This is a genomic window from Streptococcus sp. V919 (assembly GCF_054353475.1).
In genome coordinates, this window is record NZ_JBTHHY010000001.1 from 31,978 (window position 1) to 57,205 (window position 25,228).

A 25,228-nucleotide genomic window follows, 5' to 3' on the forward strand; every position below is an offset into this window, starting at 1 on the left:
ATTTTTTATATCTTTTGAATAGAAGTACGTTTTTTGATATAATGAAAGAAAACGATTACAAGATTGGAGTTTGATATGAACCGACATTTATTTAAGGAAAAGCAACGTTTTTCTTTAAGAAAATATGCAATAGGAACTTGTTCTGTTTTATTAGGAACGAGTTTGTTTTTTGCGACCTCACCGATTGAAATCGTAGGAGCTCAGGAGAGACAGCCACAATTAGTTTCTCATTATGTTGAGGATAAAGATTTACCTGAAGCAATAAAGGAAGAATTGCGGTGGTTTGAAGATAATACAATCGAGCTAGAAGAGGGTAAGGACTATTACTTCGTTTATCGTAAATCAGCTGCAAGCTTACCCAATACGGGACTCTTTTCTAATCCTTTAGTGCCAGTACTAGGAATGGGAATTCTTTTGGTTTCGTTAACGTTAATCAAGAAGAAAAAAGGTAGAAGTCTTTTTCTAGTGACAGTTTTGGCAGTTGGGGGAACAGCAGTCTCAGTCTCTGCCCTAGAAAACTTAGTAGAGCTTCGTCCAGCCCTCGTTAAAACGGTAGAAGGGGAGTTTTTGCCAAGACCTGAAAAGATTGAAGGTTATGAATTTACGGGTTACTATTTTGTAAGATGCAATGAAGAGATATCTCAAAGCCTAGTCACACCTTCAAAAACGACTCAGGGAAGTCTGCTTGAACAAGCTTTAATTCCAAGTCATCCAGGTATAATTGAAACTCCAGCAACTCCAAGCCGACCATCTTCTGAAGAGTCTACATCAATCCCTCCTCAGGGTCAACCAAGTTTAGTAGAGGTGAAACCGGAATTGGAAATTAGCAAGGAATCCATTCCTTTTGATACCATTCGTCAGGAAGATCCAAACTTACCGAAGGGACAAACGCAAGTTATCCAAGCAGGAGTCGCAGGAGAACGTACCATCTTAACAGAGGTTACAAGGGGTAATGGTAAGGAGAGTCGTGAAGTTCGCTCAAACACTGTGACTCAAGAACCAGTTTCAGAAATTATTGCAGTCGGTACTAAGGTAGAATCCACATCAATTCCTCTAGAAGGTTCTCCAAGCTTGGTGGAAGTGAAACCAGAGCTAGAAACAAGCACAGAGTCAGTTCCTTTTGATCGACTCTACCAAGAAGATCCAGATTTGCCTAAGGGTCAAACTCGAGTTATCCAGGCAGGAGTAGTAGGAGAACGTACCATCTTAACAGAAGTTACAAGGGTTGATGGTAAGGAGAGCCGTCAAGTCAAATCAAATACTGTGACTCAAGAACCAGTTTCAGAAATTATCGCAGTTGGTAGCAAGGTGGAATCCACATCAATTCCTCTAGAAGGTAGTCCAAATTTAGTAGAAGTGAAACCTGAGTTGGAAACTAGTACAGAAGAGATACCTTATAATACTCTTCATCAAGAGGACCCAGATTTATTAAAAGGTGAAACTCGTATAATCCAAGCAGGTGTGGTTGGGCAACGTACGATTCTAACAGAAGTTACAAGGGTTGATGGTAAGGAGAGTCGTGAAGTTCGCTCAAATACTGTGACTCAAGAACCAGTTTCAGAAATTATTGCAGTTGGTAGCAAGGTGGAAGCGACAGCTATTCCGCAAGAAGGTAGTCCAAGTTTAGTAGAAGTGAAGCCAGAGTTGGAAACTAGTACAGAAGAGATACCTTATAATACTCTTCATCAAGAGGATCCGGATTTACTAAAAGGTGAGACTCGTATAATCCAAGCAGGTGTGGTTGGGCAACGTACGATTCTAACAGAAGTTACAAGGGTTGATGGTAAGGAGAGTCGTGAAGTTCGCTCAAATACTGTGACTCAAGAACCAGTTTCAGAAATTATTGCAGTTGGTAGCAAGGTGGAAGCGACAGCTATTCCGCAAGAAGGTAGTCCAAGTTTAGTAGAAGTGAAACCAGAATTGGAAGTAACAACAGAGGTGGTTCCGTATAAGACCATTCGTCAAGAAGATCCGAATATGGCAGAAGACCAAGTTAAACTAATTCAAGCAGGTGTCAACGGGAAACGTACCATCCTAACCGAAGTTAGCACGCTTAATGGTCAGGAAAAACGTAAGATTATTTCGAATACTTTAACGACAGAAGCCATTCCGGAAATCATTGCTATCGGGACAAAAAAAGAGCTTCTCCCACTCCCCCAACCAAAAATTGAAACCCAAACGGTTCCTTATAAAATTATCTACCAAGCAGATGAAACTCTAGCAGTTGGGACCCGAAAAACAAAAGTTTCTGGCGTTAATGGAAAGCTAGAAACGACTACAAACTATACGAGAGATAAGGTCAGCGGTGCAATCAAAGAGTCTAGTACTACAAAAACCTTGGTTGAGAAGGTAGATGAAATTATTCTTGTAGGAATAAAACCAAGTATCGAAACGAAGGTTATTGCAAATAAGACGGTTTTTGAAGCAGACTCTACACTACCTTACCAGACTCAAAAAGTGTCTGTTCCAGGGAAGGAAGGTAGTGAGAAAACGATGACTAGTTACAAAGTTGACAGTCAGTCAGGTCTTGTAACTGAAAAAGATAAACAGAAGCAAACCACGGCCCCAATTGATAAGGTTATTAAAGTTGGGAATGTCGAAAAGATTGTGACTCCAATTCCGATCAAGGAAGAACGTCGAAAGGATCCATCACTTGACAAGGATACTGAAAAAATTGAGAGCCCAGGTCAAGCAGGAGAGTTGACGGCTACTCGAGTTTATGAAGTGAACACTCACACTGGGGCATTACTGTCGTATAAAGAAACTAGTGCTGAGACGAAAGCTATGAAACCGAAGGTAATCCTGGTAGGAACCAAAGAAAATAAACCACATCTCCTCCCAGATAACAAGGATCTAGAAAATGCGATTGATACAAATCGAGTAAGCCGAGATATGAAAGGGATAGATTTATTTACTAACACATACTTAGTGAATGCTCTGAAACCAAGCATCCTTGGGCGTGACGTGATTAGTAAGAAGATTGAACTCAAAAAGACAAATCCAGCTATCACTGATGAAGAAGTCAAAGAAGTCCTGCGCAAAGAATACCTTGAAAGATTATCGATTAAAGATACTTTTGAACAAACAAAGAATAACTTAGATTCAGATCTAAAAAAGATTGCTTCTCATACCCTTAGCATACTAGGAAATACTCCAGATTCTAGGGCAAAAGTCCAAAGTGAACTAGAAGCAAATAAAGAAAAAATTCTTTTAGGTCTAACTTATATCAATCGTTTTTACAATATTGATTTTGGTAAGACCAATATTCGCGATATTCTAGCCTTTAATCCAAGCTCTTTTGGTAAAAAAGTTACTTCCTTAGATTGGTTGAAGCATCTAGGTTCCATGAACTATAGTGAGATGAAGTTGGTCAATAGTCCTAATACCTATGAAAAGTATTTTGAGAAGATTACTGACAAAGGAACATTGAAAGACTTCCTTGACTACAACCGGACTACCTTTACAGATATGGATGGTGATACTTGGTTGAAGGATGCTACAAAGGCCATTGTTATTGAGAAAAAATCAAAAGAGAAGCCTGACGAAAACGTTGCTCTATATACAAAATTGACCTCTGATCCTGCCAAGTATGGGACTGAGCCACAACAAGTTGCACATCATAAACAGTATAATATGGCAACTCTTTTAGGTCTGGTCAATATAAAAGAACCAAGTATTTATGCTATTACAAATATGGCAACTGTTTCTTATGGAAATATCGGAACCTACATTGATTCTTCACTTGCAAAAAGTAACCCTGCCCAATACAAGGCTGATTTAGAAAAGGCGAGGGCTCTGGTTGAGTTAACAGCGGATCGTCAGGCAGCTTATGTTGATTCCCTGTACAGAATTACTAAAAAAGAGAACCAAACAAAACTGATAACCAACCGTTTGATTGTGGATACTATGAAAAAGTATACTAACAAGCAAAATGCAGGTATCAAGGAAACTTGGTCTAAGGAGTTTGGTCCAGAGGCTGATAAAGGAGTCAAGGACTTTATGTCTCCGTTAGGTATGTATTCTCCGTCTCAAACCGTTGGAGCTGAAGCCAATGGTTCTGGTGTGCGTTACTTTATTGATAGAGTTTTAGATGATCGTGGTTCAGCAACCTACTCTCATGAAATGACTCACTTGTTGGATCGTACAGTACTCTTTAACAACCATGGACGACGAGATGGTACGGGAGCAGAGTTCTATGCTCGTGGAATCTTTGAAAATTCTTATACACCTGAAACTGATACATACTTTAACTTGAATTTTGTCTTTGATGAAAGTAAGAAAGATAGTTTCTACAATAAGAAACCGGATCGCTTTAAATCTGCTGCAGATTTGAAAGAATACATGCATGGTAGTTTTGATGTACTTTATAGTTTAGATTATTTGGAAGCTGAGGCTAGTCGAGGATTGTCAGCAGCTGAAAAAGCAATCTACTTCAAACAGCTCTTGCCAAGTCCAACTTCAGGTTCTAGAACTCCAGTTTCTTACGACAATCCATCTGCCCAACCGACTCATCAGAGTGAGGAAATTAAGGCTTTGACGGAGGTAGACGCAAGTAAGTTGACGGACATCAATAGTTTGATTGATAATCATATCGTGGTAAATCGCTATATTATTAAAGGGCTAACAGCAACTGGGAAAGTAGATGCCAATGGCTATTACACGGTCGATATGTTTGATACGATTTATGGTGTTAATCAAAATGATAAAGGAATGAGTGGTGATATTAGCTTTAGAAAACAAGCCTTTGAGTTAATGGCAGGACTTGGTTACTACGAAGGTTTCGTCCCTTATGTGTCGAATCAATACAAGAAAGATGCTGAGAAAGCCAATCGTCCATTGTCGGACAAATATATCTTTGATAAGATTTTAGCTGGAAAAAGCTATGCTCAATTTAAGAAAGAACAAGTCAATGAACGAATCAATAACCTGAACAAGTTAAAACCGATAACGATTGACTACAAAGGCAAGAAGGAAGTGATTGCTAGCCCAGAAAGAATGAAGCAGTTAATGGCAGAAGCGGTAAAAGAAGAACTTGCTGAGATTAAAGCTGGTAACACAAGTGCGAAACAATATCGCTTTATTGAAACTCCGGTACAGAAGTTGAAAAAAGCCATTTACAAAGCTTATCTTAAGGAATCAAATGAATTTAAAGAATCGATCTATAAATCTTGATAGCTGAGATAAATTTCAACCGGATCAGAATCATTTTTCTAAGTAGTTTTGAGTACTTAATAAGACAAGAAAAACACCTTTCGGACTGCAAGTCTCTATAGTCCGAAAGGTGTTTTTTATCTGTACAATTATCTCTTTTTGTTTTTTGAATATCGCTGGTAGAAATCGACTTTTATCTGGATAAAGTGTTCTAATTCACGGAAGAGTTGCAAGAGAGTCGCCCGTGTCTCAAACTCTTCTCTAGTTTTCGGAAGGCTACGATTGCGAAATACCTGTAGGTAGCTCTCGATATCATTCAATAAATCGTAGGCTGGATTAGTTTGACTCAGCTGACTAGCTGTCTTTGAAAAGAGCTGTGCGACAATAAGGCTCTCACTTGCGGCTAATTGGCAAGTATTAATCTGTTGAGCCATATTTCTCAAGATACGAGTTTGCCTTTGTCGCATTTCAAAGTAATGAATATGATAATCTGTCTGATGAAAGAGATGATCAGAGTGGTCGAGGTAAACCAGTTTAAGCGCCTCCTCAAGCAGCTGGTCAAGTTCATTTACGAGTTGTGCTTGATTACGACCGTCTCCTCTTTTTAGATAGTAAGCTAGGCGTAGAAGGATATTTCTGAGTTTGTCTTCAACAAGAATATGATAGCGTTGGATTTCTTTTTCACGCGAAGACATATAGAGATTGACCAACAGTGCAAAGCCAGTACCGATTAGAAATAGTAGTAGTTCGTTCACTAAAAGTTCTGGTGAGGTTGATTGCTGGATTAAGAGATGGCTGACCAAGACGCTACTAGGGGTAATACCGATTTCCCAACCTAGTTTATAGGCCAGGGGAACATAGATTGCTAAGTACAGTCCAAAACTCCAGATCTGATATCCAGTCAGTTGGAATGCTATGACACCAACCAGTAGTGCAAGGAGAGTTGAGAAAAGGCGATTTCGAGCTAGTTTGATAGTGCTTCTTCGAGTGTCTGAAAGGCTCAAAATAGCAATGATACCAGCTGATACAGCAGATGATAAATCAAAAAAGTAGGCTAGCAAACAAGCGAAACAGGTTGCTAGGACTAGTTTCAAAGTACGTTGTGTGATAGACATAGAATACTTCCTTGAGATAAATGATTTAATATTTTAATGGTCGGTATGGTAAAAAAGTCTATTCCAATAGAATCATTAAGAAAATAATTAGTTCTTCTTGTAGTGGTTTGATTATAGTATAAATATGTTTTGAAATCAAGTCGATCTATTGATAATATTGGCAGAATGAATATTTGCCAAACTGGTTCAGATATCGTTTTGTGGTATAATAATTAGAAAGGAGTTTTACATGCAAGAATTTTTTAAAAGTTATTTTGATAAGCTAGATTTAACCTCAGTATTTGAGAATCTCTTGACCAAAGTGATTTCTCTTTTAATTTTATTTGTACTATTTTATATTGCTAAAAAGCTACTTCATGTGGCTGTAAAGAAAATAGTGAAACCATCGCTAAAATTTTCAAATCGGGACGCGGGAAGACAGAAGACAATTTCGCGTTTGCTTGAAAATGTCTTTAATTACATTCTCTATTTCTTCTTAGTCTACTGCATTTTATCTATCCTAGGACTGCCTGTATCAAGTTTACTAGCTGGTGCTGGGATTGCTGGGGTTGCGATTGGTATGGGGGCACAAGGTTTCCTTTCAGATGTCATCAATGGTTTCTTTATTCTCTTTGAACGTCAGTTGGATGTGGGAGATGAGGTCGTTTTGACAAATGGTCCCATTACTGTATCGGGGAAAGTAGTTAGTGTTGGAATTCGAACTACTCAACTAAGAGGCGAAGACCAAGCTCTCCATTTTGTTCCTAACCGTAATATCACTGTGGTTAGCAATTTTTCAAGAGAAGAGTAGAACTGAAATTTCCCTTGATTTATGGTATAATAGAGGGAGTTTGACAGAGGAGAAATGATGGTTTTAGATAAACAATTAGGAAATGGTTGTACCTGGATAAATCTTGATATCGAAAAAATTAAAAATCTTGAAGATTTATCAGAAATCTATGGATTGGATAAAGAAACTATCGAATATGCTCTGGATAGAAATGAACGAGCCCACATGGACTATAACCGTGAGAATGGGACTGTGACTTTTATCTATAATGTTCTTGACTTAGAAAAGGACAAGGAATACTATGAAGCTATTCCCATGACCTTTATTGTTGAAAAACAACGAATCATCACGATTAGTAACCATAAGAATGCTTACGTGATTGAACGTCTACTGACTTATCTTAAAACTCATGAAACGATTTCGATCTACAAATTTCTCTTTGCCAGCTTAGAGCTTATCAGTAACGCTTATTATCCCGTCATCGAAGAAATGGATAAAAGTAAGGATGAGATTAGTGCCTTGCTACGTCAAACCACGACAAAGAAAAATCTCTTTGCTCTCTCTGACTTGGAGACTGGTATGGTTTACTTGACAGCAGCGGCAAAACAAAATCGACTTCTATTGGAACATATCCAAGGTCATGCTCTTTATCGGAGATTTAACGAAGTCGAACGAGAGCAGTTTGATGATGCGATGATTGAAGCCCATCAGTTGGTGTCTATGACAGATTTGATTTCTCAAGTCTTACAACAACTCTCTGCTTCTTACAACAACATCCTAAACAATAACCTGAATGATAGTTTGACAATTTTGACCATTATCTCAGTATTGCTAGCAGTCCTTGCGGTTATTACAGGTTTCTTCGGGATGAATGTTCCTCTACCATTTACAGAAGAGCCCAATGCTTGGATTTATATCTTAATAGCTAGCTTGATTTTATGGGCAGCCTTATCTCAATGGCTGAAGAAAATTACTAGGAAATAAAAGAGAAGGAGCCAGAATGGCGATTGAACATTACATGCCAGATTTTGCTGTGGAAGCAGTTTATGATTTGACAGTAGAAAGCCTGCAAAAACAGGAAATAAAAGCTGTTTTGGTGGATTTAGATAATACTCTCATTGCTTGGAATAACCCTGACGGGACTCCAGAGATGAAACGATGGTTGCATGACCTTCGTGATGCAGGAATTCGCATTATCGTAGTCTCAAACAATTCTAAGAAACGTGTTAAACGAGCAGTTGAAAAATTTGGAATTGATTATGTTTACTGGGCTTTGAAGCCTTTTACTTTCGGGATTGATCGAGCGATGAAAGAATTCCACTATGAGAAAAACGAAGTGGTCATGGTTGGGGATCAGCTCATGACAGATATTCGTGCAGCTCACCGTGCAGGAGTTCGCTCGATTTTAGTTAAACCCTTGGTTCAGCACGATTCCATCAAAACGCAAATCAACCGAGCTCGTGAACGTCGTGTTATGAAGCAAATCACTGAAAAGTACGGACCTATTACTTATAAAAAAGGAATTTAACTATGGAAGAAATTCTCTGTATTGGTTGTGGAGCAACCATTCAGACGGAAGATAAGACTGGGTTGGGTTTTACCCCTCAGTCGGCACTTGAAAAAGGTTTGGAAACTGGAGAAGTTTATTGCCAGCGTTGTTTCCGTCTTCGTCATTACAATGAAATTACAGATGTGCAGTTGACGGATGATGATTTCCTCAAACTCTTGCACGAGGTAGGAGACAGTGATGCCTTGGTGGTCAATGTCATTGATATTTTTGACTTCAACGGCTCTGTTATCCCAGGTTTGCCACGCTTTGTGTCAGGTAATGATGTGCTTTTGGTTGGAAATAAAAAAGACATCTTGCCTAAGTCTGTTAAGGACAGCAAGGTAACACACTGGCTGATGGAGCGCGCTCACGAAGAAGGTCTTCGTCCTGTGGATGTTGTCCTGACTTCAGCACAAAACAAGCATGCTATTAGAGAAGTAATCGACAAGATTGAGCAATACCGTAAGGGACGTGACGTCTATGTGGTCGGCGTGACCAATGTTGGGAAATCAACCCTTATCAATGCCATTATCCAGGAGATTACGGGTGACCAGGACGTCATCACAACGTCACGCTTCCCAGGAACAACCTTGGATAAGATTGAAATTCCACTCGATGATGGTTCTTATATCTATGATACACCGGGGATTATCCACCGCCACCAGATGGCTCACTACTTGACGGCTAAAAATCTCAAGTATGTCAGTCCTAAAAAGGAAATCAAACCAAAAACCTATCAGCTAAACCCTGAACAAACTCTGTTTTTAGGTGGATTGGGACGCTTTGACTTTATTGCAGGAGAAAAGCAAGGTTTCACAGCTTTCTTTGACAATGAACTCAAACTTCACCGCACCAAGCTAGAAGGAGCCAGTGCCTTTTACGAAAAGCACCTGGGAACCCTTCTCACACCGCCAAATAGCAAGGAAAAAGAAGATTTTCCAAAACTGGTCCAACATGTCTTTACTATCAAGGACAAGACAGACCTAGTTATCTCAGGACTAGGCTGGATCCGTGTAACAGGAACTGCTAAAGTCGCCGTCTGGGCACCAGAAGGCGTCGCCGTCGTCACACGAAAAGCAATTATTTAAACACAGAAAGGAAAGAGTTATCTTTATAAAGGCGAGCATTGCGAGCCCATAACGAATACTTTTCGCCGTGGTGGCAGTTGGTACAAGAAATTGTACCAACAACGGAAAATCTGAGACCTTAGGCTCAAATTTTAGTCATGAAAGTCCGAAGGACTTTGCTGACGTCCGTCACCACTTCAGAAAAGTATAAAAAGAAACTCTTTTAAATGAAATATGTCATTAACATCAAAACAACGTGCCTTCCTCAACAGCCAGGCACATACACTCAAGCCCATCATCCAAATCGGGAAAAATGGTCTCAACGACCAAATCAAAACAAGTGTTCGTCAGGCTCTTGACGCTCGTGAATTGATCAAGGTTACTCTCTTGCAAAACACAGATGAAAACATCCACGAAGTAGCTGAAATCTTGGAAGAAGAAATCGGTGTGGATACAGTTCAAAAAATCGGACGCATCTTGATTTTGTATAAACAATCAAGCAAGAAAGAAAATCGCAAGATTTCTAAAAAAGTCAAAGAAATCTAAGAACGATACTCCCAAGACTGTTTTTACAGAAGAGTAAAGGAGATTAACCTATGGCAATCGAATTATTAACTCCCTTTACAAAAGTGGAGTTAGAGCCAGAAATCAAGGATAAAAAACGGAAACAAGTCGGTATTTTGGGTGGAAATTTTAACCCTGTTCACAATGCCCATCTGATTGTTGCAGATCAAGTGCGCCAACAGTTGGGATTGGATCAGGTTCTGCTCATGCCCGAATACCAACCACCTCACGTAGATAAAAAGGAAACCATTCCTGAACACCATCGCCTCAAGATGTTAGAATTGGCGATTGATGGGGTTGAGGGTCTAGCTATTGAGACCATCGAGCTAGAGCGTAAGGGGATTTCTTACACCTACGACACCATGAAGCTTCTAACAGAGAAGAATCCAGATACAGATTACTATTTCATTATCGGTGCAGATATGGTGGACTATCTGCCTAAATGGTACCGAATTGATGAGTTGGTGGAACTAGTTCAGTTTGTAGGGGTTCAACGTCCACGTTACAAGGCAGGGACTTCTTATCCAGTTATCTGGGTGGATGTACCTCTCATGGATATTTCATCCAGCATGGTGCGTGATTTCATTGCCCAAGGACGCACACCTAACTTTCTCCTACCTAAGCTAGTGCTAGACTATATCGAGAAAGAAGGACTTTATTGATGGCATACCAGGACTATATCAACTGTTCCCGTGAGGAATTATTGAAAAAAATGGCAGAGCTTCTACCTGAGAAGCGTTTGACCCATTGTTTGGGTGTAGAGCGCGCAGCCATTGAACTTGCAGAACGATTCGGAGTGGATGCCGAGAAAGCAGGTCTAGCAGGTCTCCTTCATGACTATGCTAAAAAGTTGTCAGACCAGGAATTTCTAGACTTGATTGACCGTTATCAGCTAGATTCTGACCTCAAAAACTGGGGCAATAATGTCTGGCATGGTATGGTCGGTATTTACAAAATTCAGGAAGATTTGGATTTACAAGATCCTGAAATCCTACGAGCTATTGAAATTCATACAGTAGGAGCGATTCAGATGACGGACCTTGACAAGGTTATCTACGTCGCAGACTATATCGAGCACAATCGTGCCTTTCCAGGAGTGGATGAGGCGCGTGAAATTGCTGAACTATCGCTAAATAAGGCGGTGGCCTACGAGACAGCTCACACAGTAGAGCATTTAGCTCACCAGGGATTTCCCATCTATCCCCAAACCCTTGAAACCTATAACGCCTATGTGCACTATTTGAAAGAGGACTAAATGAACGAAAAAGAATTACTAGAACTAGTCGTGAAAGCGGCTGATGAGAAACGTGCGGAGGACATTCTCGCACTTGACGTACAAGAATTGACCAGTGTGACAGACTATTTTGTTATCACTAGCTCTATGAACAGTCGTCAGTTGGACGCTATCGCTGACAATATTCGTGAAAAAGTAGCGGAAGCAGGCTTTAAAGGCAGTCATGTCGAAGGTGATGCAGCTGGAGGCTGGGTCTTGCTAGACCTTGGCAGTGTCGTTGTGCATATCTTTTCAGAAGAAATACGTGCCCACTATAACCTAGAAAAACTATGGCATGAGGCAAGTGCTGTCGATCTTTCAACAGCTCTAGCTTAAGCAGGTAAACTCAGTTGGCAGCAACTGAGTTTTGTTGATTAAATTGAAATTCTATGGAAAGAAAGGATAGGGCCTTGTGTTTAGTTGGTCTCTTAATTGAACACGAGCTAAAAGCTGCTAGAAAAAGATAAACTTCCTTTGTATCTGACGATACAGCAGAAAGTTTCCTATTTTCTCCTTGCTTTTAACGCTCTTTGTATCTTAATTATGGCTACTTATGAAACTTTTGCGGCTGTTTACGATGCAGTCATGGATGATAGTTTATATGACAAATGGACGGACTTTTCCCTCCGTCATCTGCCTAAGACTAAGGAGAGAAAGAGACTCTTGGAATTGGCTTGTGGGACAGGGATTCAGTCTGTGCGCTTTTCTCAAGCTGGTTTTGATGTGACAGGATTAGACCTGAGTGCTGATATGCTGAAAATTGCTGAAAAGAGAGCGGCTTCAGCCAAGCAAAAGATTGATTTTATTGAAGGCAATATGCTGAATTTGTCCAAGGCTGGTAAATACGACTTTGTGACCTGCTATTCTGATTCTATCTGCTATATGCAGGACGAGGTGGAAGTCGGGGACGTCTTTAAAGAAGTCTATAATGCCCTCAATGAGGACGGAGTCTTTATCTTTGATGTGCATTCGACCTACCAGACTGATGAGGTCTTCCCAGGTTATTCTTATCATGAAAATGCAGAAGATTTTGCCATGCTCTGGGATACCTATGAGGATGATGCTCCTCACTCTATCGTGCATGAGTTGACCTTCTTTATCAAGGAAGCGGACGGTTCCTTTAGTCGTCATGATGAAGTGCATGAGGAGCGCACTTACGAGGTCTTAACCTATGATATTCTGCTGGAACAGGCTGGTTTCAAGTCCTTTAAACTCTTTGCGGACTTTGAGGACAAGGAGCCAACAGAGACTAGTACCCGTTGGTTTTTCGTCGCACAGAAGTAGGAGATTACCATGACCATTACAGGTATTATCGCAGAGTTCAATCCTTTTCATAATGGCCACAAATACCTGCTGGATCAGGCGGAGGGACTGAAAATTGTGGCTATGTCTGGGAATTTCATGCAACGAGGCGAGCCGGCTATCGTTGACAAGTGGATAAGGGCTCAAATGGCACTAGAGAATGGGGCGGATTTAGTTGTAGAATTGCCCTTTTTAGTCAGTGTCCAAGCGGCGGACTTTTTTGGTCAAGGTGCAGTGGCTATCTTGGCTCGTTTGGGGATGGATACCCTAGCCTTTGGGACAGAAGAAGTTCTGGATTATCAGCAAATTGCTAACCTATATACAGAGCGTGGTCAAGAGATGGAACTTTTCATGGAAAACTTACCCAATTCTCTATCTTACCCACAGAAAACTCAAGCCATGTGGAAGGAATTTGCAGACCTTGATTTTTCAGGTGATACGCCCAATCATGTCCTTGCTCTTGCTTATGCCAAAGCAGTTGTTGGACGTAACATTAAACTTCATCCAATTCAACGTCAGGGAGCGGGATACCATTCTCTGGACAAGGATGTGGACTTTGCCTCGGCGACAGCTCTTCGTCAGCATCAAAATGATCAAAATTTTTTAGAACGCTTTATGCCTTCGATTGCTCTTTTTGAAAATGCTAGCAAGGTAAACTGGGAAGATTATTATCCTTTGCTTCGCTACCAAATCTTGTCTAATTCTGACCTAACCACTATCTATCAGGTCAATCAAGAAATGGCAGTTCGTATCAAAGATGCTATCAAGACAGCTCAGTCTATAGAAGAATTGGTCGAAGCGGTTGCTACCAAACGATACACAAAAGCACGAGTTAGACGACTCTTGACTTATATCTTGGTACAAGCCAGAGAAAATGCCTTGCCAGAAGGCATTCACGTCCTTGGTTTCACCGAAAAAGGCAGGCAACATCTCAAGTCTCTGAAAGAGCAGGTCCATCTAGTCAGTCGAATCGGCAAAGAGCCCTGGGATGCCATGACTCAAAAGGCAGACCAGATTTACCAACTAGGACACTCAAGTATCGCAGAACAAAATTTTGGCAGAGTGCCAATCAGAATCGAAACAAACTAAGTCTACTGAAAGGTAGGCTTTTTACTTATTTTTTTGTAAAAAATTCTATAAAAAATTGGGTTCGTTAAAGAAGCCTATTTTACTAGGGAAAATAACAATTTCAACCCAAAAAATGACCAAAATATCTTCCATTTAAGGTTTGTTAAAAATAGTTTTTTGTGGTAAAATGTATAAGAATGCATGTCATTCGGATAAACAAATAAATTGAGGTAAAAACATGGAAATTATGACAATTGTTATAGTTGTTTTTGCCGTCATCATTGGTTTAGTCATTGGATATGTCAGCATCTCAGTCAAGATGAAATCATCACAAGAGGCTGCAGAGTTGATGCTTTTAAATGCTGAACAAGAAGCAACTAATTTACGAGGACAAGCTGAACGCGAAGCAGATTTATTACTCAATGAAGCTAAAAGCGAAAGCAAATCCCTTAAAAAAGAAGCACTATTGGAGGCTAAAGAAGAAGCCAGAAAATACCGCGAAGAAGTGGACGCTGAATTTAAGTCAGAGCGTCAAGAACTCAAGCAAATCGAAAGTCGTTTGACGGAGAGAGCTACGAGCCTTGACCGTAAAGACGATAATTTGACGAACAAAGAAAAAACACTTGAACAAAAAGAACAAAGTATTTCTGATAGAGCAAAAAACCTTGATGCACGTGAAGAGCAACTAGAGGAAATTGAAAAGCAAAAGCAAGCTGAACTTGAGCGTGTCGGAAGTCTGACTCAGTCAGAGGCAAAAGATATTATCTTAGCTCAAACAGAAGAAGACTTGACCAAGGAAATTGCTAGCCGTATTCGTGAGGCGGAGCAAGAAGTTAAGGAACGTTCTGATAAACTTGCTAAGGATATTTTGTCCCAAGCCATGCAGAGAATTGCTGGTGAGTATGTAGCTGAGTCTACCAACTCAACAGTTCATCTGCCTGATGATACCATGAAAGGTCGTATCATTGGTCGTGAAGGGCGTAACATCCGTACCTTTGAAAGTTTGACAGGGGTTGATGTCATCATTGATGATACGCCAGAAGTGGTAACCTTGTCAGGTTTTGATCCTATCCGCCGTGAGATTGCCCGTATGACGATGGAAACCTTGCTCAAGGATGGACGTATTCACCCAGCTCGCATCGAAGAGTTGGTTGAGAAAAACCGTCAAGAAATTGATAATCGTATTCGTGAATATGGGGAAGCCGCAGCCTATGAAATCGGCGCACCTAACCTTCACCCAGACTTGATGAAAATCATGGGTCGCTTACAGTTCCGTACTTCATACGGACAAAATGTCTTGCGACACTCAATCGAAGTGGCTAAGTTGGCTGGTATCATGGCTAGCGAACTTGGTGAAAATGCAGCCCTTGCCCGTCGTGCAGGATTCCTTCACGATATCGGTAAAGCCATTGACCGAGAAGTAGAAGGTAGCCACGTTGAGATCGGTACTGAATTGGCTCGCAAGTACAAAGAGCATCCAGTCGTGATTAACACGATTGCTAGTCACCACGGCGATGTAGAGCCTGAAAGTGTGATTGCAGTTCTCGTTGCTGCAGCGGACGCCTTAAGTGCAGCCCGTCCAGGAGCTCGTAGCGAATCGCTTGAAAGCTACATCAAACGTCTCCATGATTTAGAAGAAATCGCTAATAGCTTTGAAGGTGTTCAAAATAGCTTTGCCCTTCAAGCTGGTCGTGAAATCCGTATCATGGTGAACCCAGGTCAAATCAAGGACGACAAAGTCACAATTTTAGCTCACAAAGTTCGTGAGAAAATTGAAAGTAATCTCGATTACCCAGGAAATATCAAGGTAACCGTGATTCGTGAACTTCGTGCAGTTGATTATGCAAAATAAAAAAACTGAAATCAGACTTTTTCTGATTTCAGTTTTTTGTATCTACTATTTCTTGAGTGGTTAGTATATAATTATCTGGGAGATACCTCAATTGGAGATAAAAAGACTAAATCTTGTTTTTCATTATAGCTTCCAACCTTAGCTTTTATACGAACATTTTGTCCTTCTTTGATATTTTCGCCGTTGAATGGTTTAAAAACTGGGTTAGAGATAAGGCTGATTTCGACAAATTTAAAATTAGGACCAGCTACTTCATCAGGATGATAGTCCCCAGAATAAATTAAAATATCATATTTTGACTTAATTTTAGCTAAGTTTGCAATATGACCATCAAATTCAATCGTTTGTCCTTTGTATTTTTGAATAAAATCCTTAATTGTATTTAAATCCTCAGTTTGAAGAAATGTTTTAAATTCTTCATTATTATCTATCGTGATGACTGTAGTTGAATTAGATGAAGAAGTTGCTGGCGCTTCAGTTGTACTAGGAGATGAGGTTGTTATATTAGTTGAAACAGTTGAAGTTTCTTTAGGTGATAGTTCATCAGTTTGTTCGCTTGTTTTTTCGACAATAGTAGTACTTGTACTAGATGGTGAAGTTGTAGGTGTCTTATTATCTTGAAATATAGCAAGTATCAGCACAATAAAAAGTGAAAGTAATAGAGCAGCGCCAATTAAATATGGAGTATATTTTTTTATTTTTAGTTCTTGCTCGGTCAGTGGTGTTATTTCTACTTCAGCTTCTTTTTCGAAAAAACCAAATACTCCGGCCTGCCCCTTTTCAATTATATTTATGTGGACTTCATTTTTTTTAAGATTTAGTGTCGCTAAGCCTTTCTCTATAGCTTCATCTACATTTTTTCCTTTAAAAATTGTCATAAATAACTCCTTTTAATATTATTATTTTAATTATCTCTTAAACATAAAAAAATAGCAAGCTTATTCCTAATGAATTTGAATTTTTGCAACGCAGTTGATTATGCAAAATAAATAAGAAAGAGCAGTTGAAAAATTACTGCTTTTTTGTTACACTAGATAGAAAGATTGTAGTAAGCAGAAATGGCTTTACATAGTGAATTCAGATGAATTTTCAAGTCATTTCACAAACTATCCAAAGGAGACATCATGGCAGACCGTGGCTTACTAATCGTTTTTTCAGGTCCTTCTGGAGTCGGAAAAGGAACGGTTAGACGAGAAATTTTTGAGAGTTCTGAAAATCAATTCCAATATTCTGTATCTATGACAACACGGGCGCAACGTCCAGGTGAAGTAGACGGAGTTGACTATTTCTTCCGTACGCGTGAAGAATTCGAAGAATTGATCCGTCAAGGACAGATGTTAGAGTATGCAGAGTATGTGGGCAACTACTACGGTACTCCTCTGACTTATGTCAATGAAACCCTTGATAAAGGAATCGATGTCTTTCTTGAAATTGAAGTGCAGGGAGCTCTCCAGGTCAAGAAAAAAGTTCCAGATGCTGTCTTTATCTTTTTGACACCACCAGATTTAGAAGAATTGCAAGACCGTCTCGTTGGTCGTGGTACAGATAGCGCAGAAGTGATTGCACAGCGTATTGAAAAAGCCAAAGAAGAAATTGCTTTGATGCGTGAGTATGACTATGCTATTGTCAATGACCATATTCCTCTTGCTGCAGAACGTGTCAAACGTGTGATTGAAGCTGAACATTTCCGTGTGGATCGTGTTATCGGTCACTATCAGGATATGCTACCAAAGTCTCCGACTATTCGATAAACTATAGAAAACAGGTACAAACAAATGATGCTTAAACCCTCTATTGATACCTTACTTGACAAGGTACCATCAAAATATTCACTCGTAATCTTGTTAGCAAAACGTGCTCACGAATTAGAAGCTGGAGCAACTCCAACACAAGAATTCAAATCTGTAAAATCTACGCTTCGTGCTTTAGAAGAAATTGAATCTGGAAATGTCATTATCCACCCAGATCCAGAAGGAAAACGCGAAGCAGTTCGTCGTCGTATCGAAGAAGAAAGACGCTTGAGAGAAGAAGAAGAAAAGAAAATCAAAGAGCAAATCGCGAAAGAAAAAGAAGAAGGTGAAAAAATTTAAGGTTGGGGGGACTCAATCTTATTTTTTCTATTGCAAGAATACTCAATCAATTGAAACGATTTAAGAAGAGAAGGAGGTGAGGATATGGCTATTGCAAAAATTATTGTCGATGTTCCTTTGATGCAGACGGACCAACCCTATAGTTACAAGATTCCAGAGGAATTTGAAGGGATGCTGGAAGTTGGCATGCGAGTTCATGTACCCTTTGGGAAGGCTAATCGCTTGATTCAGGGAATTGTTCTTGGAATGGAACAAGAATCTGATGTAGATGTGGCAGACGAGGACTTGAAAGAGATTGCTGAGGTGCTGGACTTTTCTCCTGTCTTAACGGAGGAACAACTCTGGCTAGCTGAAGAACTACGTAAGTCAGTTTTTTCATACAAGATTTCCATTCTAAAAGCTATGCTCCCTGGATTTTTGAACTCTAGCTATGATAAGATCCTCTATCCTCTGGAAGGCTTAAGTCAAGAAGATAGAGAACGCTTATTTGGTTCGCAGGAATCCCTAGCTTTTTCATCACTTGACCTAGAAAAGCAGGCTGAGATGATGCGATTGACCCGAAAAGGACTTTTGAAGTTAGAGTATCAGGCTGTAGACCAAAAGAAGGTCAAAACTCAATCATGGGTTGAAGTCAATCTTGACACATTAGAAAAGCTAGAAATCTCAAACCGTGCCAAGAAGAAATTGGAACTGCGAGAATATTTATTAGCACATCCTGAAACAGTTCCTTTGGCTGATTTGTTAGAACATTACTCACGCGACCAAGTTAACTTCTTTGTAGAACAGGGTGCTTTAACGATCCTTCAAAAAGAAGTCCAACGTTCAGCTGCCTACTTTGAAGGGATTGAGTCGAATCAAGCCCTAGAGTTAAACCCAGAGCAAAAAGAAGCCTGTGAGGCAGTTGTGAGAGCAATTGGAAAGCAACACCCTCCCTTTCTCCTTCAAGGAATTACAGGAAGTGGGAAAACGGAGGTTTACTTGCAGATTATCCAAGAAGCCTTGGATATGGGGAAAACAGCTATCATTTTAGTTCCAGAAATCTCTCTGACACCTCAAATGACAGAGCGTTTCATTGCTCGTTTTGGTGATAAAGTAGCCATTCTCCATTCAGGTTTGTCTAATGGTGAAAAGTATGATGAATGGCGCAAGGTGGAGCGAGGAGAAGCACAGGTAGTTGTTGGTGCTAGGTCTGCCATTTTTGCACCTTTGAAAAATCTAGGGGTAATCATTATCGATGAGGAGCACGAGGCCAGCTACAAGCAAGACAGCAATCCTCGTTATCATGCTAGAGATGTAGCCATTTTAAGAGCTCAGTACAATCAAGCTGCCCTAGTTCTGGGTTCTGCAACACCGAGTCTAGAAAGTCGTGCGCGTGCTGGCAAGGGTGTTTATCAACATCTGCGCCTGACGCAAAGGGCCAATCCTTTAGCAAGTATTCCTGAAGTTCAAGTGATTGACTTCCGAGATTATATCGGGCAGAATGAAACATCAAACTTTACACCACCACTGATTGAGGCCATTCAAGATCGATTGGATAAAAAAGAGCAGGTTGTTCTCATGCTCAATCGCCGTGGTTATTCAAGTTTTGTCATGTGTCGAGAATGTGGAACCGTGGATACCTGTCCGAATTGTGATATTTCCTTGACTCTCCACATGGATACCAAAACTATGAACTGCCATTACTGTGGCTTTTCGAAAGAAATTCCTCATGTCTGTCCAAACTGTCAGAGTCGCAGCATTCGTTATTACGGGACAGGGACTCAAAAGGCCTACGATGAGCTAGCAGAACTCTTTCCAGAGGCACGCATTCTACGCATGGATGTAGATACAACTCGCAAAAAGGGTAGCCACCAAGCTTTACTTGAGCAGTTTGGCAATGGTGAAGCGGACATATTGCTAGGAACCCAGATGATTGCCAAGGGCTTGGATTTTCCAAATGTAACCTTGGTTGGTGTTCTCAATGCGGATACAGCCTTGAATCTGCCTGACTTTCGTTCTTCTGAGAGGACTTTCCAACTCTTGACCCAGGTAGCCGGTCGTGCAGGTCGCGCTGAAAAAGCAGGTCAGGTCTTGATTCAGTCCTATAATCCTAATCATTATGCCATTCGTTTTGCCAAGGATCAGGATTATGAAGGTTTCTATGCCTATGAAATGGGCATCAGACGTCAACTTGGCTATCCACCTTATTATTTCACTATTGGGATTACCTTGTCTCATAAGAAAGAAGAAGAGGTTCTTAGAAGAGCTTATGAGGTAATGGAAATTTTGCGGTCAGGTTTGTCGGATGCTAGTATCATCCTTGGTCCAACGCCTAAACCTATCGCTCGTACGCATAACCTCTATCACTACCAAATACTGATTAAATACCGTTTAGAAGATGAGTTGGCTTCGACTCTTAATCAGGTCTTGGCCCTAACTCAAGAACGTGAAAATAGTGAGCTTCGTCTCAGTATTGATCACGAACCGCAGCAATTTTTGTAAAAAGGAGAAAAGATGACAAAACTAATCTTTATGGGAACGCCCGATTTTTCAGCGACCGTTTTGAAGGGACTTTTGTCAGATGATCGCTATGAGATTCTAGCAGTTGTAACTCAGCCAGATCGTGCTGTCGGACGTAAAAAAGTCATCCAAGAAACCCCAGTAAAGCAAGCAGCTAAAGAAGCAGGGCTTCCTATCTACCAACCAGAAAAATTATCGGGTAGTCCAGAGATGGAAGCTATCATGAATTTGGGGGCTGATGGGATTGTGACTGCAGCTTTTGGACAATTTCTCCCAAGTAAACTCCTTGATAGTATGGATTTTGCAGTCAATGTCCATGCTTCACTCCTTCCTAAACACCGTGGTGGTGCTCCCATTCATTATGCCTTGATTCAAGGTGATAAGGAAGCAGGAGTGACCATTATGGAAATGGTCAAGGAAATGGATGCAGGAGATATGATTTCTCGTCGTAGCATTCCGATTACAGATGAGGACAATGTCGGAACCTTGTTTGAAAAATTGGCGATTGTTGGTCGTGATCTGCTTTTAGATACTCTTCCTGCTTATATAGCTGGTGAAATTCAGCCAGAACCACAAGATCCAAACCAGGTTACATTTTCTCCAAATATCAAACCTGAGGAAGAAAAGTTGGAATGGAACAAGACCAACCGTCAACTCTTTAACCAAATCCGTGGGATGAATCCATGGCCTGTTGCTCATACTTTCCTCAAGGGAGATCGTTTTAAGATTTATGAAGCCCTGCCAGTAGAAGGTCAAGGAACTCCAGGTGAGATACTTTCCATCGGTAAGAAGGAGTTGATCGTCGCAACAGCAGAAGGAGCTCTATCTCTCAAACAGGTTCAACCAGCAGGAAAACCTAAGATGGACATTGCTTCCTTCCTTAACGGTGTGGGACGAACTTTAGCAGTAGGAGAACGATTTGGTGACTAAAGTAGAAACGGCTAGAAGTGTAGCCTTGAATGTACTTGAGGACGTTCTTGTCAATCAAGCCTACTCCAATATCGCCTTAAATAAACACCTCAAGGGAAGTCAACTATCAGCAACTGACAAAGGTTTGGTGACTGAGCTTGTTTATGGAACCGTAGCTCGTAAACTAACTTTAGAATGGTATTTGTCTCACTTTATTGAGGATAGAGACAAGCTAGACAGCTGGCTCTATGTTTTGCTTCTCATGAGCGTCTATCAACTCCAATACTTGGATAAGCTTCCTGATCATGCAGTAGTCAATGAAGCCGTAGAAATTGCAAAATCTCGTAAGAAAGGCAGTGAAAAACTAGTCAATGCTATTCTGCGCCGTATTTTGCGTGAGGGTTTGCCAGATATCACCACTATCAAACGTAAAAATAAGCGTGATTCCATTGCTTACTCTCTTCCAGTTTGGTTGATTTCTAAACTCAAGGAAGAGTATGGAGAAGCGCGAGCTCAAGCGATTTTTGAAAGTCTTTTAAAACGCAACAAAGCTAGTATTCGAGTGACAGATTTGAGCCGCAAAGAGGAAATTAAAGCTTTGCTTGATGCAAGTGATTCTGCCTTATCAGCTTCTGGTCTGGTCAAGGAGCAAGGGCACTTTGCAAGCCATGATTTGTTTGCTAAAGGGGCTATTACCATCCAGGATGAGTCTAGTCAGTTGGTTGCGCCAACATTGGATTTGCAAGGAGATGAGCAGGTTTTAGATGCCTGTGCGGCTCCTGGTGGCAAGACAGCCCATATGGCGTCTTATCTAACGACAGGTCAGGTAACAGCTCTGGATCTCTACGACCATAAACTCACTTTGATTCAAGAAAATGCTCAGCGTTTAGGTGTAGCAGATCGTGTGCAAACGCAAAAACTGGATGCTCGAAAAGTGCATGAGTTTTTTGGCAAGGATCAATTTGATAAGATTCTAGTCGATGCCCCTTGTTCAGGGATTGGACTTTTACGTCGGAAACCAGATATCAAATACAACAAAGACACTGCTGATTTCGCGTCATTACAGGAAATTCAGTTGGAAATATTAGGTAGTGTTTGTCAAACGCTACGTAAAGGTGGTATAATAACTTATAGTACCTGCACTATTGTCTCTGAAGAGAACTTTCAAGTTGTTCAAGCGTTTTTAGAAAGTCATCCAGAGTTCGAGCAGGTTAAACTAGAACACGAATGCAAGGATATCCTGAAAGATGGCTGCATCCTCATTACTCCAGAGTTGTATGGAAGTGATGGATTCTTTATCAGCCAATTTCGCAAGATATCCGATTAGGAAGGAACTGACACAATGGAGATTTCATTATTAACAGATGTGGGTCAGAAACGTACAAATAATCAAGACTATGTCAATCTTTTTGTCAACCGTGCCGGTCGCACGATGATTATCTTGGCTGACGGGATGGGAGGACACCGAGCAGGGAATATTGCCAGTGAGATGGCAGTAACAGATTTAGGTGTAGCCTGGGTTGATACTCATATCGATACCGTAAATGAAGTTCGTGAATGGTTTGCAGAACATCTAGAAATCGAAAATCAAAAAATTTATCAAATGGGGCGTGATGATGCTTACAAGGGAATGGGAACAACTTTAGAAGCCCTTGCAATTATTGATAATCAAGCTATTTACGCCCACATTGGAGATTCTCGTATCGGCTTGATTCGTGGTGAAGAATATCATCAATTAACTAGTGATCATTCTTTGGTGAATGAATTGCTTAAGGCAGGTCAATTAACACCTGAAGAAGCTGAAGCTCATCCACAAAAGAATATCATTACCCAGTCTATCGGGCAAAAAGATGAGATTCAACCAGATTTAGGAATCGTAAGCTTGGAGCCGGGTGATTATCTTGTTATGAATAGTGATGGTCTAACTAACATGATTTCAGGTAGCGAAATCTATGACATCGTGACAAGTGATATCTCACTTGACGACAAGGCGGCAACTTTAGTGCGTTTTGCAAACAATGCCGGAGGGCTTGATAACATTACTGTTGCTTTGATTGCGATTGAGGAGGAATCAGAATGATCCAGATCGGCAAGATATTTGCCGGACGATATCGGATTATCAAACAAATTGGCCGCGGAGGGATGGCAGATGTCTACCTGGCCAAAGATTTGATTCTGGATGGGGAAGAAGTTGCTGTAAAGGTTTTAAGAACCAACTACCAGACTGACCCAATCGCTGTTGCGCGTTTTCAGCGTGAAGCTCGTGCGATGGCAGATCTAGATCATCCTCATATCGTTCGAATTACAGATATCGGTGAAGAAGATGGTCAACAGTACTTAGCTATGGAATATGTAGCTGGTCTTGACCTCAAACGCTATATCAAAGAACACTATCCTCTATCAAACGAGGAAGCAGTTCGTATCATGGGACAGATTCTCTTGGCTATGCGTTTGGCGCATGCAAAGGGGATTGTTCACCGTGATTTGAAACCTCAAAATATTCTCTTGACTCCTGATGGTACTGCGAAAGTTACAGACTTTGGGATTGCAGTAGCCTTCGCAGAAACCAGTTTGACACAGACCAACTCTATGTTGGGTTCTGTCCACTATCTATCACCTGAGCAGGCGCGTGGTTCTAAGGCAACTATTCAGAGTGATATTTATGCGATGGGAATTATTTTCTTTGAAATGTTGACCGGTCATATTCCATATGATGGAGATAGTGCTGTTACGATTGCACTTCAGCATTTCCAAAAACCACTTCCTTCAGTCATCGCAGAAAATCCATCGGTGCCACAATCATTGGAAAATGTGGTCATTAAAGCGACAGCTAAAAAATTAACAGACCGTTATCAAACAGTTTCTGAGATGTATGTTGACTTATTGAGTAGTCTTTCATACAATCGTCGCAATGAACCAAAGCTAGTATTTGACGATACAAGTAAGGTTGATACAAAAACCTTACCAAAGATGTCCCAATCTACTCTTACTGCGATTCCTAAAGTTCAACCGAAGGAAGAAAATCCTCAGACTAAAAAGCCAAATAAAAAGGTAGCAAGTAAAGAAACTGCTCCAAAACCAGTCAAGAAACGCCGTTTCAAAGCAAGATATTTGGTGCTTTTAGCTAGCTTTATACTTGTTTTGGCTTCTCTCTTCTGGATTATTTCAAAGACACCAGCGACTGTTGAGATTCCAAAAGTTGCGGGTCAAACTGTAGCTGAAGCTAAGGAAAACCTGAAAAAAGCGAATTTTGAGATTGGTGAGGAGAAGACCGAAGCTAGTGATACTGTAGAAGAAGGTCGAGTTATCCGAACAGATCCAGATGCTGGCTCAGCACGAAAAGAAGGAACAAAAGTTAATCTTATTATTTCTTCAGGTCAACAATCCTTCAAGCTTGGAAATTATGTTGGTCGTAAATCAACAGATGTTATAGCAGAATTGAAAGGGAAAAAGGTTCCTGAAAATCTCATCAAGGTTGTTGAAGAAGAATCAAGTGAAACAGAGGCAGGTCTCGTTATGAAACAAAGCTTGCCAGAAGGAACTACATATGATCTTAGTAAGGCGACAGAAATTGTCTTGACTGTAGCTAAAAAGGTAACCAGTGTTTCAATGCCAAGTTATATCGGTTCTAGTCTTGAATTCACCAAGAATAACTTGATCCAGATAGTCGGTATTAAAGAAGCCAATATTGAAGTAGTAGAGGTTTCTACAGCTCCAGAAGGAACTGCTGAGGATACAGTTGTTAGTCAAAGTCCAAAACCAGGTGAAAGTGTAGATTTGAATACAACTCGTATCAAGATTTCTATCTATAAACCGAAAATAACTACAACAACAAAACCTACAATAAGCAATCCTAGTCGTGCAGAAACATCTCCACAGATTAGAGAACCACAGGCTAATCAAAACACTACAACGTCAGATTTGCATCGAGGGGATAACTAGTCAATCTTTGTCACAGTTTTTGTGACAAAGATTTTTTTTCCTTCAAATTTATGATAAAATAAAAAGGAGTTTTAAAAG

21 protein-coding genes are annotated in these 25,228 nt (G+C 40.4%); 19 read left to right on the forward strand and 2 right to left on the reverse strand.

Going from position 1 to position 25,228, the window contains the following annotated elements:
• The first annotated feature begins 75 nt into the window (after positions 1-75).
• Positions 76-5,172 (forward strand): G5 domain-containing protein, encoded by a 5,097-nt coding sequence (locus tag ACXYSK_RS00265; protein WP_458624632.1) that lies wholly within the window; start codon positions 76-78, stop codon positions 5,170-5,172.
• A gap of 128 nt (positions 5,173-5,300) precedes the next feature.
• On the opposite strand, the gene ACXYSK_RS00270 is transcribed toward ACXYSK_RS00265, so the two are convergent.
• On the reverse strand, positions 5,301-6,266 hold the full coding sequence (locus tag ACXYSK_RS00270) for an aromatic acid exporter family protein (RefSeq protein WP_458624633.1): 966 nt from the start codon (positions 6,264-6,266) through the stop codon (positions 5,301-5,303).
• A gap of 229 nt (positions 6,267-6,495) precedes the next feature.
• Here ACXYSK_RS00270 and ACXYSK_RS00275 point away from each other — a divergent pair, with 229 nt between their 5' ends.
• The 11 genes from ACXYSK_RS00275 to ACXYSK_RS00325 all read left to right on the forward strand — a co-directional run bounded on the left by ACXYSK_RS00275 (position 6,496) and on the right by ACXYSK_RS00325 (position 15,710).
• Positions 6,496-7,056 carry a mechanosensitive ion channel family protein gene (locus ACXYSK_RS00275; protein ID WP_458624634.1) on the forward strand — a complete coding sequence of 187 codons (561 nt, stop codon included), beginning with the start codon at positions 6,496-6,498 and terminating at the stop codon, positions 7,054-7,056.
• Positions 7,057-7,113: 57 nt separating this feature from the next.
• On the forward strand, positions 7,114-8,019 hold the full coding sequence (locus tag ACXYSK_RS00280) for a magnesium transporter CorA family protein (protein ID WP_414258771.1): 906 nt from the start codon (positions 7,114-7,116) through the stop codon (positions 8,017-8,019).
• 16 nt (positions 8,020-8,035) lie between these two features.
• Positions 8,036-8,563, forward strand: a complete 528-nt coding sequence (locus ACXYSK_RS00285; protein ID WP_458624635.1) for a YqeG family HAD IIIA-type phosphatase — start codon at positions 8,036-8,038, stop codon at positions 8,561-8,563.
• Between the two features lie 2 nt (positions 8,564-8,565).
• Positions 8,566-9,672: a ribosome biogenesis GTPase YqeH gene (gene yqeH, locus ACXYSK_RS00290; RefSeq protein ID WP_458624636.1), complete on the forward strand. Its 1,107-nt coding sequence runs from the start codon at positions 8,566-8,568 to the stop codon at positions 9,670-9,672.
• A 213-nt stretch (positions 9,673-9,885) separates the two neighbouring features.
• Positions 9,886-10,197 (forward strand): ribosome assembly RNA-binding protein YhbY, encoded by a 312-nt coding sequence (yhbY, locus tag ACXYSK_RS00295; RefSeq protein WP_000060171.1) that lies wholly within the window; start codon positions 9,886-9,888, stop codon positions 10,195-10,197.
• Positions 10,198-10,247: 50 nt separating this feature from the next.
• Positions 10,248-10,877: a nicotinate-nucleotide adenylyltransferase gene (locus tag ACXYSK_RS00300; RefSeq protein WP_441347937.1), complete on the forward strand. Its 630-nt coding sequence runs from the start codon at positions 10,248-10,250 to the stop codon at positions 10,875-10,877.
• Positions 10,877-11,470, forward strand: coding sequence for a bis(5'-nucleosyl)-tetraphosphatase (symmetrical) YqeK (gene yqeK, locus ACXYSK_RS00305; protein WP_441347938.1), 594 nt, complete (start codon positions 10,877-10,879; stop codon positions 11,468-11,470). Before ACXYSK_RS00300 ends, yqeK begins: the two co-directional genes overlap by 1 nt.
• Positions 11,471-11,824, forward strand: coding sequence for a ribosome silencing factor (gene rsfS / locus ACXYSK_RS00310; RefSeq protein WP_458624637.1), 354 nt, complete (start codon positions 11,471-11,473; stop codon positions 11,822-11,824).
• Positions 11,825-12,031: 207 nt separating this feature from the next.
• Positions 12,032-12,772 (forward strand): class I SAM-dependent DNA methyltransferase, encoded by a 741-nt coding sequence (locus tag ACXYSK_RS00315; RefSeq protein ID WP_458624638.1) that lies wholly within the window; start codon positions 12,032-12,034, stop codon positions 12,770-12,772.
• Between the two features lie 9 nt (positions 12,773-12,781).
• Positions 12,782-13,879, forward strand: coding sequence for a nucleotidyltransferase (locus ACXYSK_RS00320; RefSeq protein WP_458624639.1), 1,098 nt, complete (start codon positions 12,782-12,784; stop codon positions 13,877-13,879).
• A gap of 217 nt (positions 13,880-14,096) precedes the next feature.
• The gene (locus ACXYSK_RS00325) at positions 14,097-15,710 is read left to right on the forward strand and encodes a ribonuclease Y (protein WP_004251393.1); all 1,614 of its coding nucleotides are present in this window, start codon (positions 14,097-14,099) and stop codon (positions 15,708-15,710) included.
• A 71-nt stretch (positions 15,711-15,781) separates the two neighbouring features.
• Here ACXYSK_RS00325 and ACXYSK_RS00330 read toward each other — a convergent pair whose 3' ends face one another.
• Positions 15,782-16,588, reverse strand: a complete 807-nt coding sequence (locus ACXYSK_RS00330) for a DUF4839 domain-containing protein (protein WP_458624640.1) — start codon at positions 16,586-16,588, stop codon at positions 15,782-15,784.
• 246 nt (positions 16,589-16,834) lie between these two features.
• Between ACXYSK_RS00330 and gmk the strand changes: the two genes are divergently transcribed.
• The 7 genes from gmk (at position 16,835) to pknB (ending at position 25,150) form a co-directional block, all read left to right on the forward strand.
• The gene (gmk, locus tag ACXYSK_RS00335) at positions 16,835-17,461 is read left to right on the forward strand and encodes a guanylate kinase (RefSeq protein ID WP_441347942.1); all 627 of its coding nucleotides are present in this window, start codon (positions 16,835-16,837) and stop codon (positions 17,459-17,461) included.
• Between the two features lie 24 nt (positions 17,462-17,485).
• A complete protein-coding gene (gene rpoZ / locus ACXYSK_RS00340) occupies positions 17,486-17,800 on the forward strand; it encodes a DNA-directed RNA polymerase subunit omega (RefSeq protein ID WP_458624641.1) in 315 nt (104 codons plus the stop codon).
• A gap of 84 nt (positions 17,801-17,884) precedes the next feature.
• Entirely contained in the window at positions 17,885-20,281 is a 2,397-nt protein-coding gene (locus ACXYSK_RS00345) for a primosomal protein N' (RefSeq protein WP_458624642.1), read from the forward strand.
• A gap of 12 nt (positions 20,282-20,293) precedes the next feature.
• Positions 20,294-21,229, forward strand: coding sequence for a methionyl-tRNA formyltransferase (fmt, locus tag ACXYSK_RS00350; RefSeq protein WP_458624643.1), 936 nt, complete (start codon positions 20,294-20,296; stop codon positions 21,227-21,229).
• Complete coding sequence (gene rsmB, locus ACXYSK_RS00355; protein WP_458624644.1) at positions 21,222-22,535, forward strand: 16S rRNA (cytosine(967)-C(5))-methyltransferase RsmB; 1,314 nt, start codon at positions 21,222-21,224, stop codon at positions 22,533-22,535. The genes fmt and rsmB overlap by 8 nt, the downstream gene beginning before the upstream one ends.
• A gap of 15 nt (positions 22,536-22,550) precedes the next feature.
• A complete protein-coding gene (locus ACXYSK_RS00360; protein ID WP_458624645.1) occupies positions 22,551-23,288 on the forward strand; it encodes a Stp1/IreP family PP2C-type Ser/Thr phosphatase in 738 nt (245 codons plus the stop codon).
• Entirely contained in the window at positions 23,285-25,150 is a 1,866-nt protein-coding gene (pknB, locus tag ACXYSK_RS00365) for a Stk1 family PASTA domain-containing Ser/Thr kinase (protein WP_458624646.1), read from the forward strand. Before ACXYSK_RS00360 ends, pknB begins: the two co-directional genes overlap by 4 nt.
• The last annotated feature ends 78 nt before the right edge of the window (positions 25,151-25,228 follow it).

Coding starts and splice junctions, on each gene's coding strand:
- yhbY (WP_000060171.1), top strand. CDS start 9,886: ATGTCATTAACATCAAAACAACGTGCCTTCCTCAACAGCCAGGCACAT.
- ACXYSK_RS00315 (WP_458624638.1), top strand. CDS start 12,032: ATGGCTACTTATGAAACTTTTGCGGCTGTTTACGATGCAGTCATGGAT.
- ACXYSK_RS00345 (WP_458624642.1), top strand. CDS start 17,885: ATGGCTATTGCAAAAATTATTGTCGATGTTCCTTTGATGCAGACGGAC.
- ACXYSK_RS00265 (WP_458624632.1), top strand. CDS start 76: ATGAACCGACATTTATTTAAGGAAAAGCAACGTTTTTCTTTAAGAAAA.
- pknB (WP_458624646.1), top strand. CDS start 23,285: ATGATCCAGATCGGCAAGATATTTGCCGGACGATATCGGATTATCAAA.
- ACXYSK_RS00330 (WP_458624640.1), bottom strand. CDS start 16,588: ATGACAATTTTTAAAGGAAAAAATGTAGATGAAGCTATAGAGAAAGGC.
- gmk (WP_441347942.1), top strand. CDS start 16,835: ATGGCAGACCGTGGCTTACTAATCGTTTTTTCAGGTCCTTCTGGAGTC.
- rpoZ (WP_458624641.1), top strand. CDS start 17,486: ATGATGCTTAAACCCTCTATTGATACCTTACTTGACAAGGTACCATCA.
- ACXYSK_RS00270 (WP_458624633.1), bottom strand. CDS start 6,266: ATGTCTATCACACAACGTACTTTGAAACTAGTCCTAGCAACCTGTTTC.
- yqeK (WP_441347938.1), top strand. CDS start 10,877: ATGGCATACCAGGACTATATCAACTGTTCCCGTGAGGAATTATTGAAA.
- ACXYSK_RS00325 (WP_004251393.1), top strand. CDS start 14,097: ATGGAAATTATGACAATTGTTATAGTTGTTTTTGCCGTCATCATTGGT.
- ACXYSK_RS00360 (WP_458624645.1), top strand. CDS start 22,551: ATGGAGATTTCATTATTAACAGATGTGGGTCAGAAACGTACAAATAAT.
- ACXYSK_RS00320 (WP_458624639.1), top strand. CDS start 12,782: ATGACCATTACAGGTATTATCGCAGAGTTCAATCCTTTTCATAATGGC.
- ACXYSK_RS00285 (WP_458624635.1), top strand. CDS start 8,036: ATGGCGATTGAACATTACATGCCAGATTTTGCTGTGGAAGCAGTTTAT.
- ACXYSK_RS00280 (WP_414258771.1), top strand. CDS start 7,114: ATGGTTTTAGATAAACAATTAGGAAATGGTTGTACCTGGATAAATCTT.
- fmt (WP_458624643.1), top strand. CDS start 20,294: ATGACAAAACTAATCTTTATGGGAACGCCCGATTTTTCAGCGACCGTT.
- ACXYSK_RS00275 (WP_458624634.1), top strand. CDS start 6,496: ATGCAAGAATTTTTTAAAAGTTATTTTGATAAGCTAGATTTAACCTCA.
- ACXYSK_RS00300 (WP_441347937.1), top strand. CDS start 10,248: ATGGCAATCGAATTATTAACTCCCTTTACAAAAGTGGAGTTAGAGCCA.
- rsfS (WP_458624637.1), top strand. CDS start 11,471: ATGAACGAAAAAGAATTACTAGAACTAGTCGTGAAAGCGGCTGATGAG.
- yqeH (WP_458624636.1), top strand. CDS start 8,566: ATGGAAGAAATTCTCTGTATTGGTTGTGGAGCAACCATTCAGACGGAA.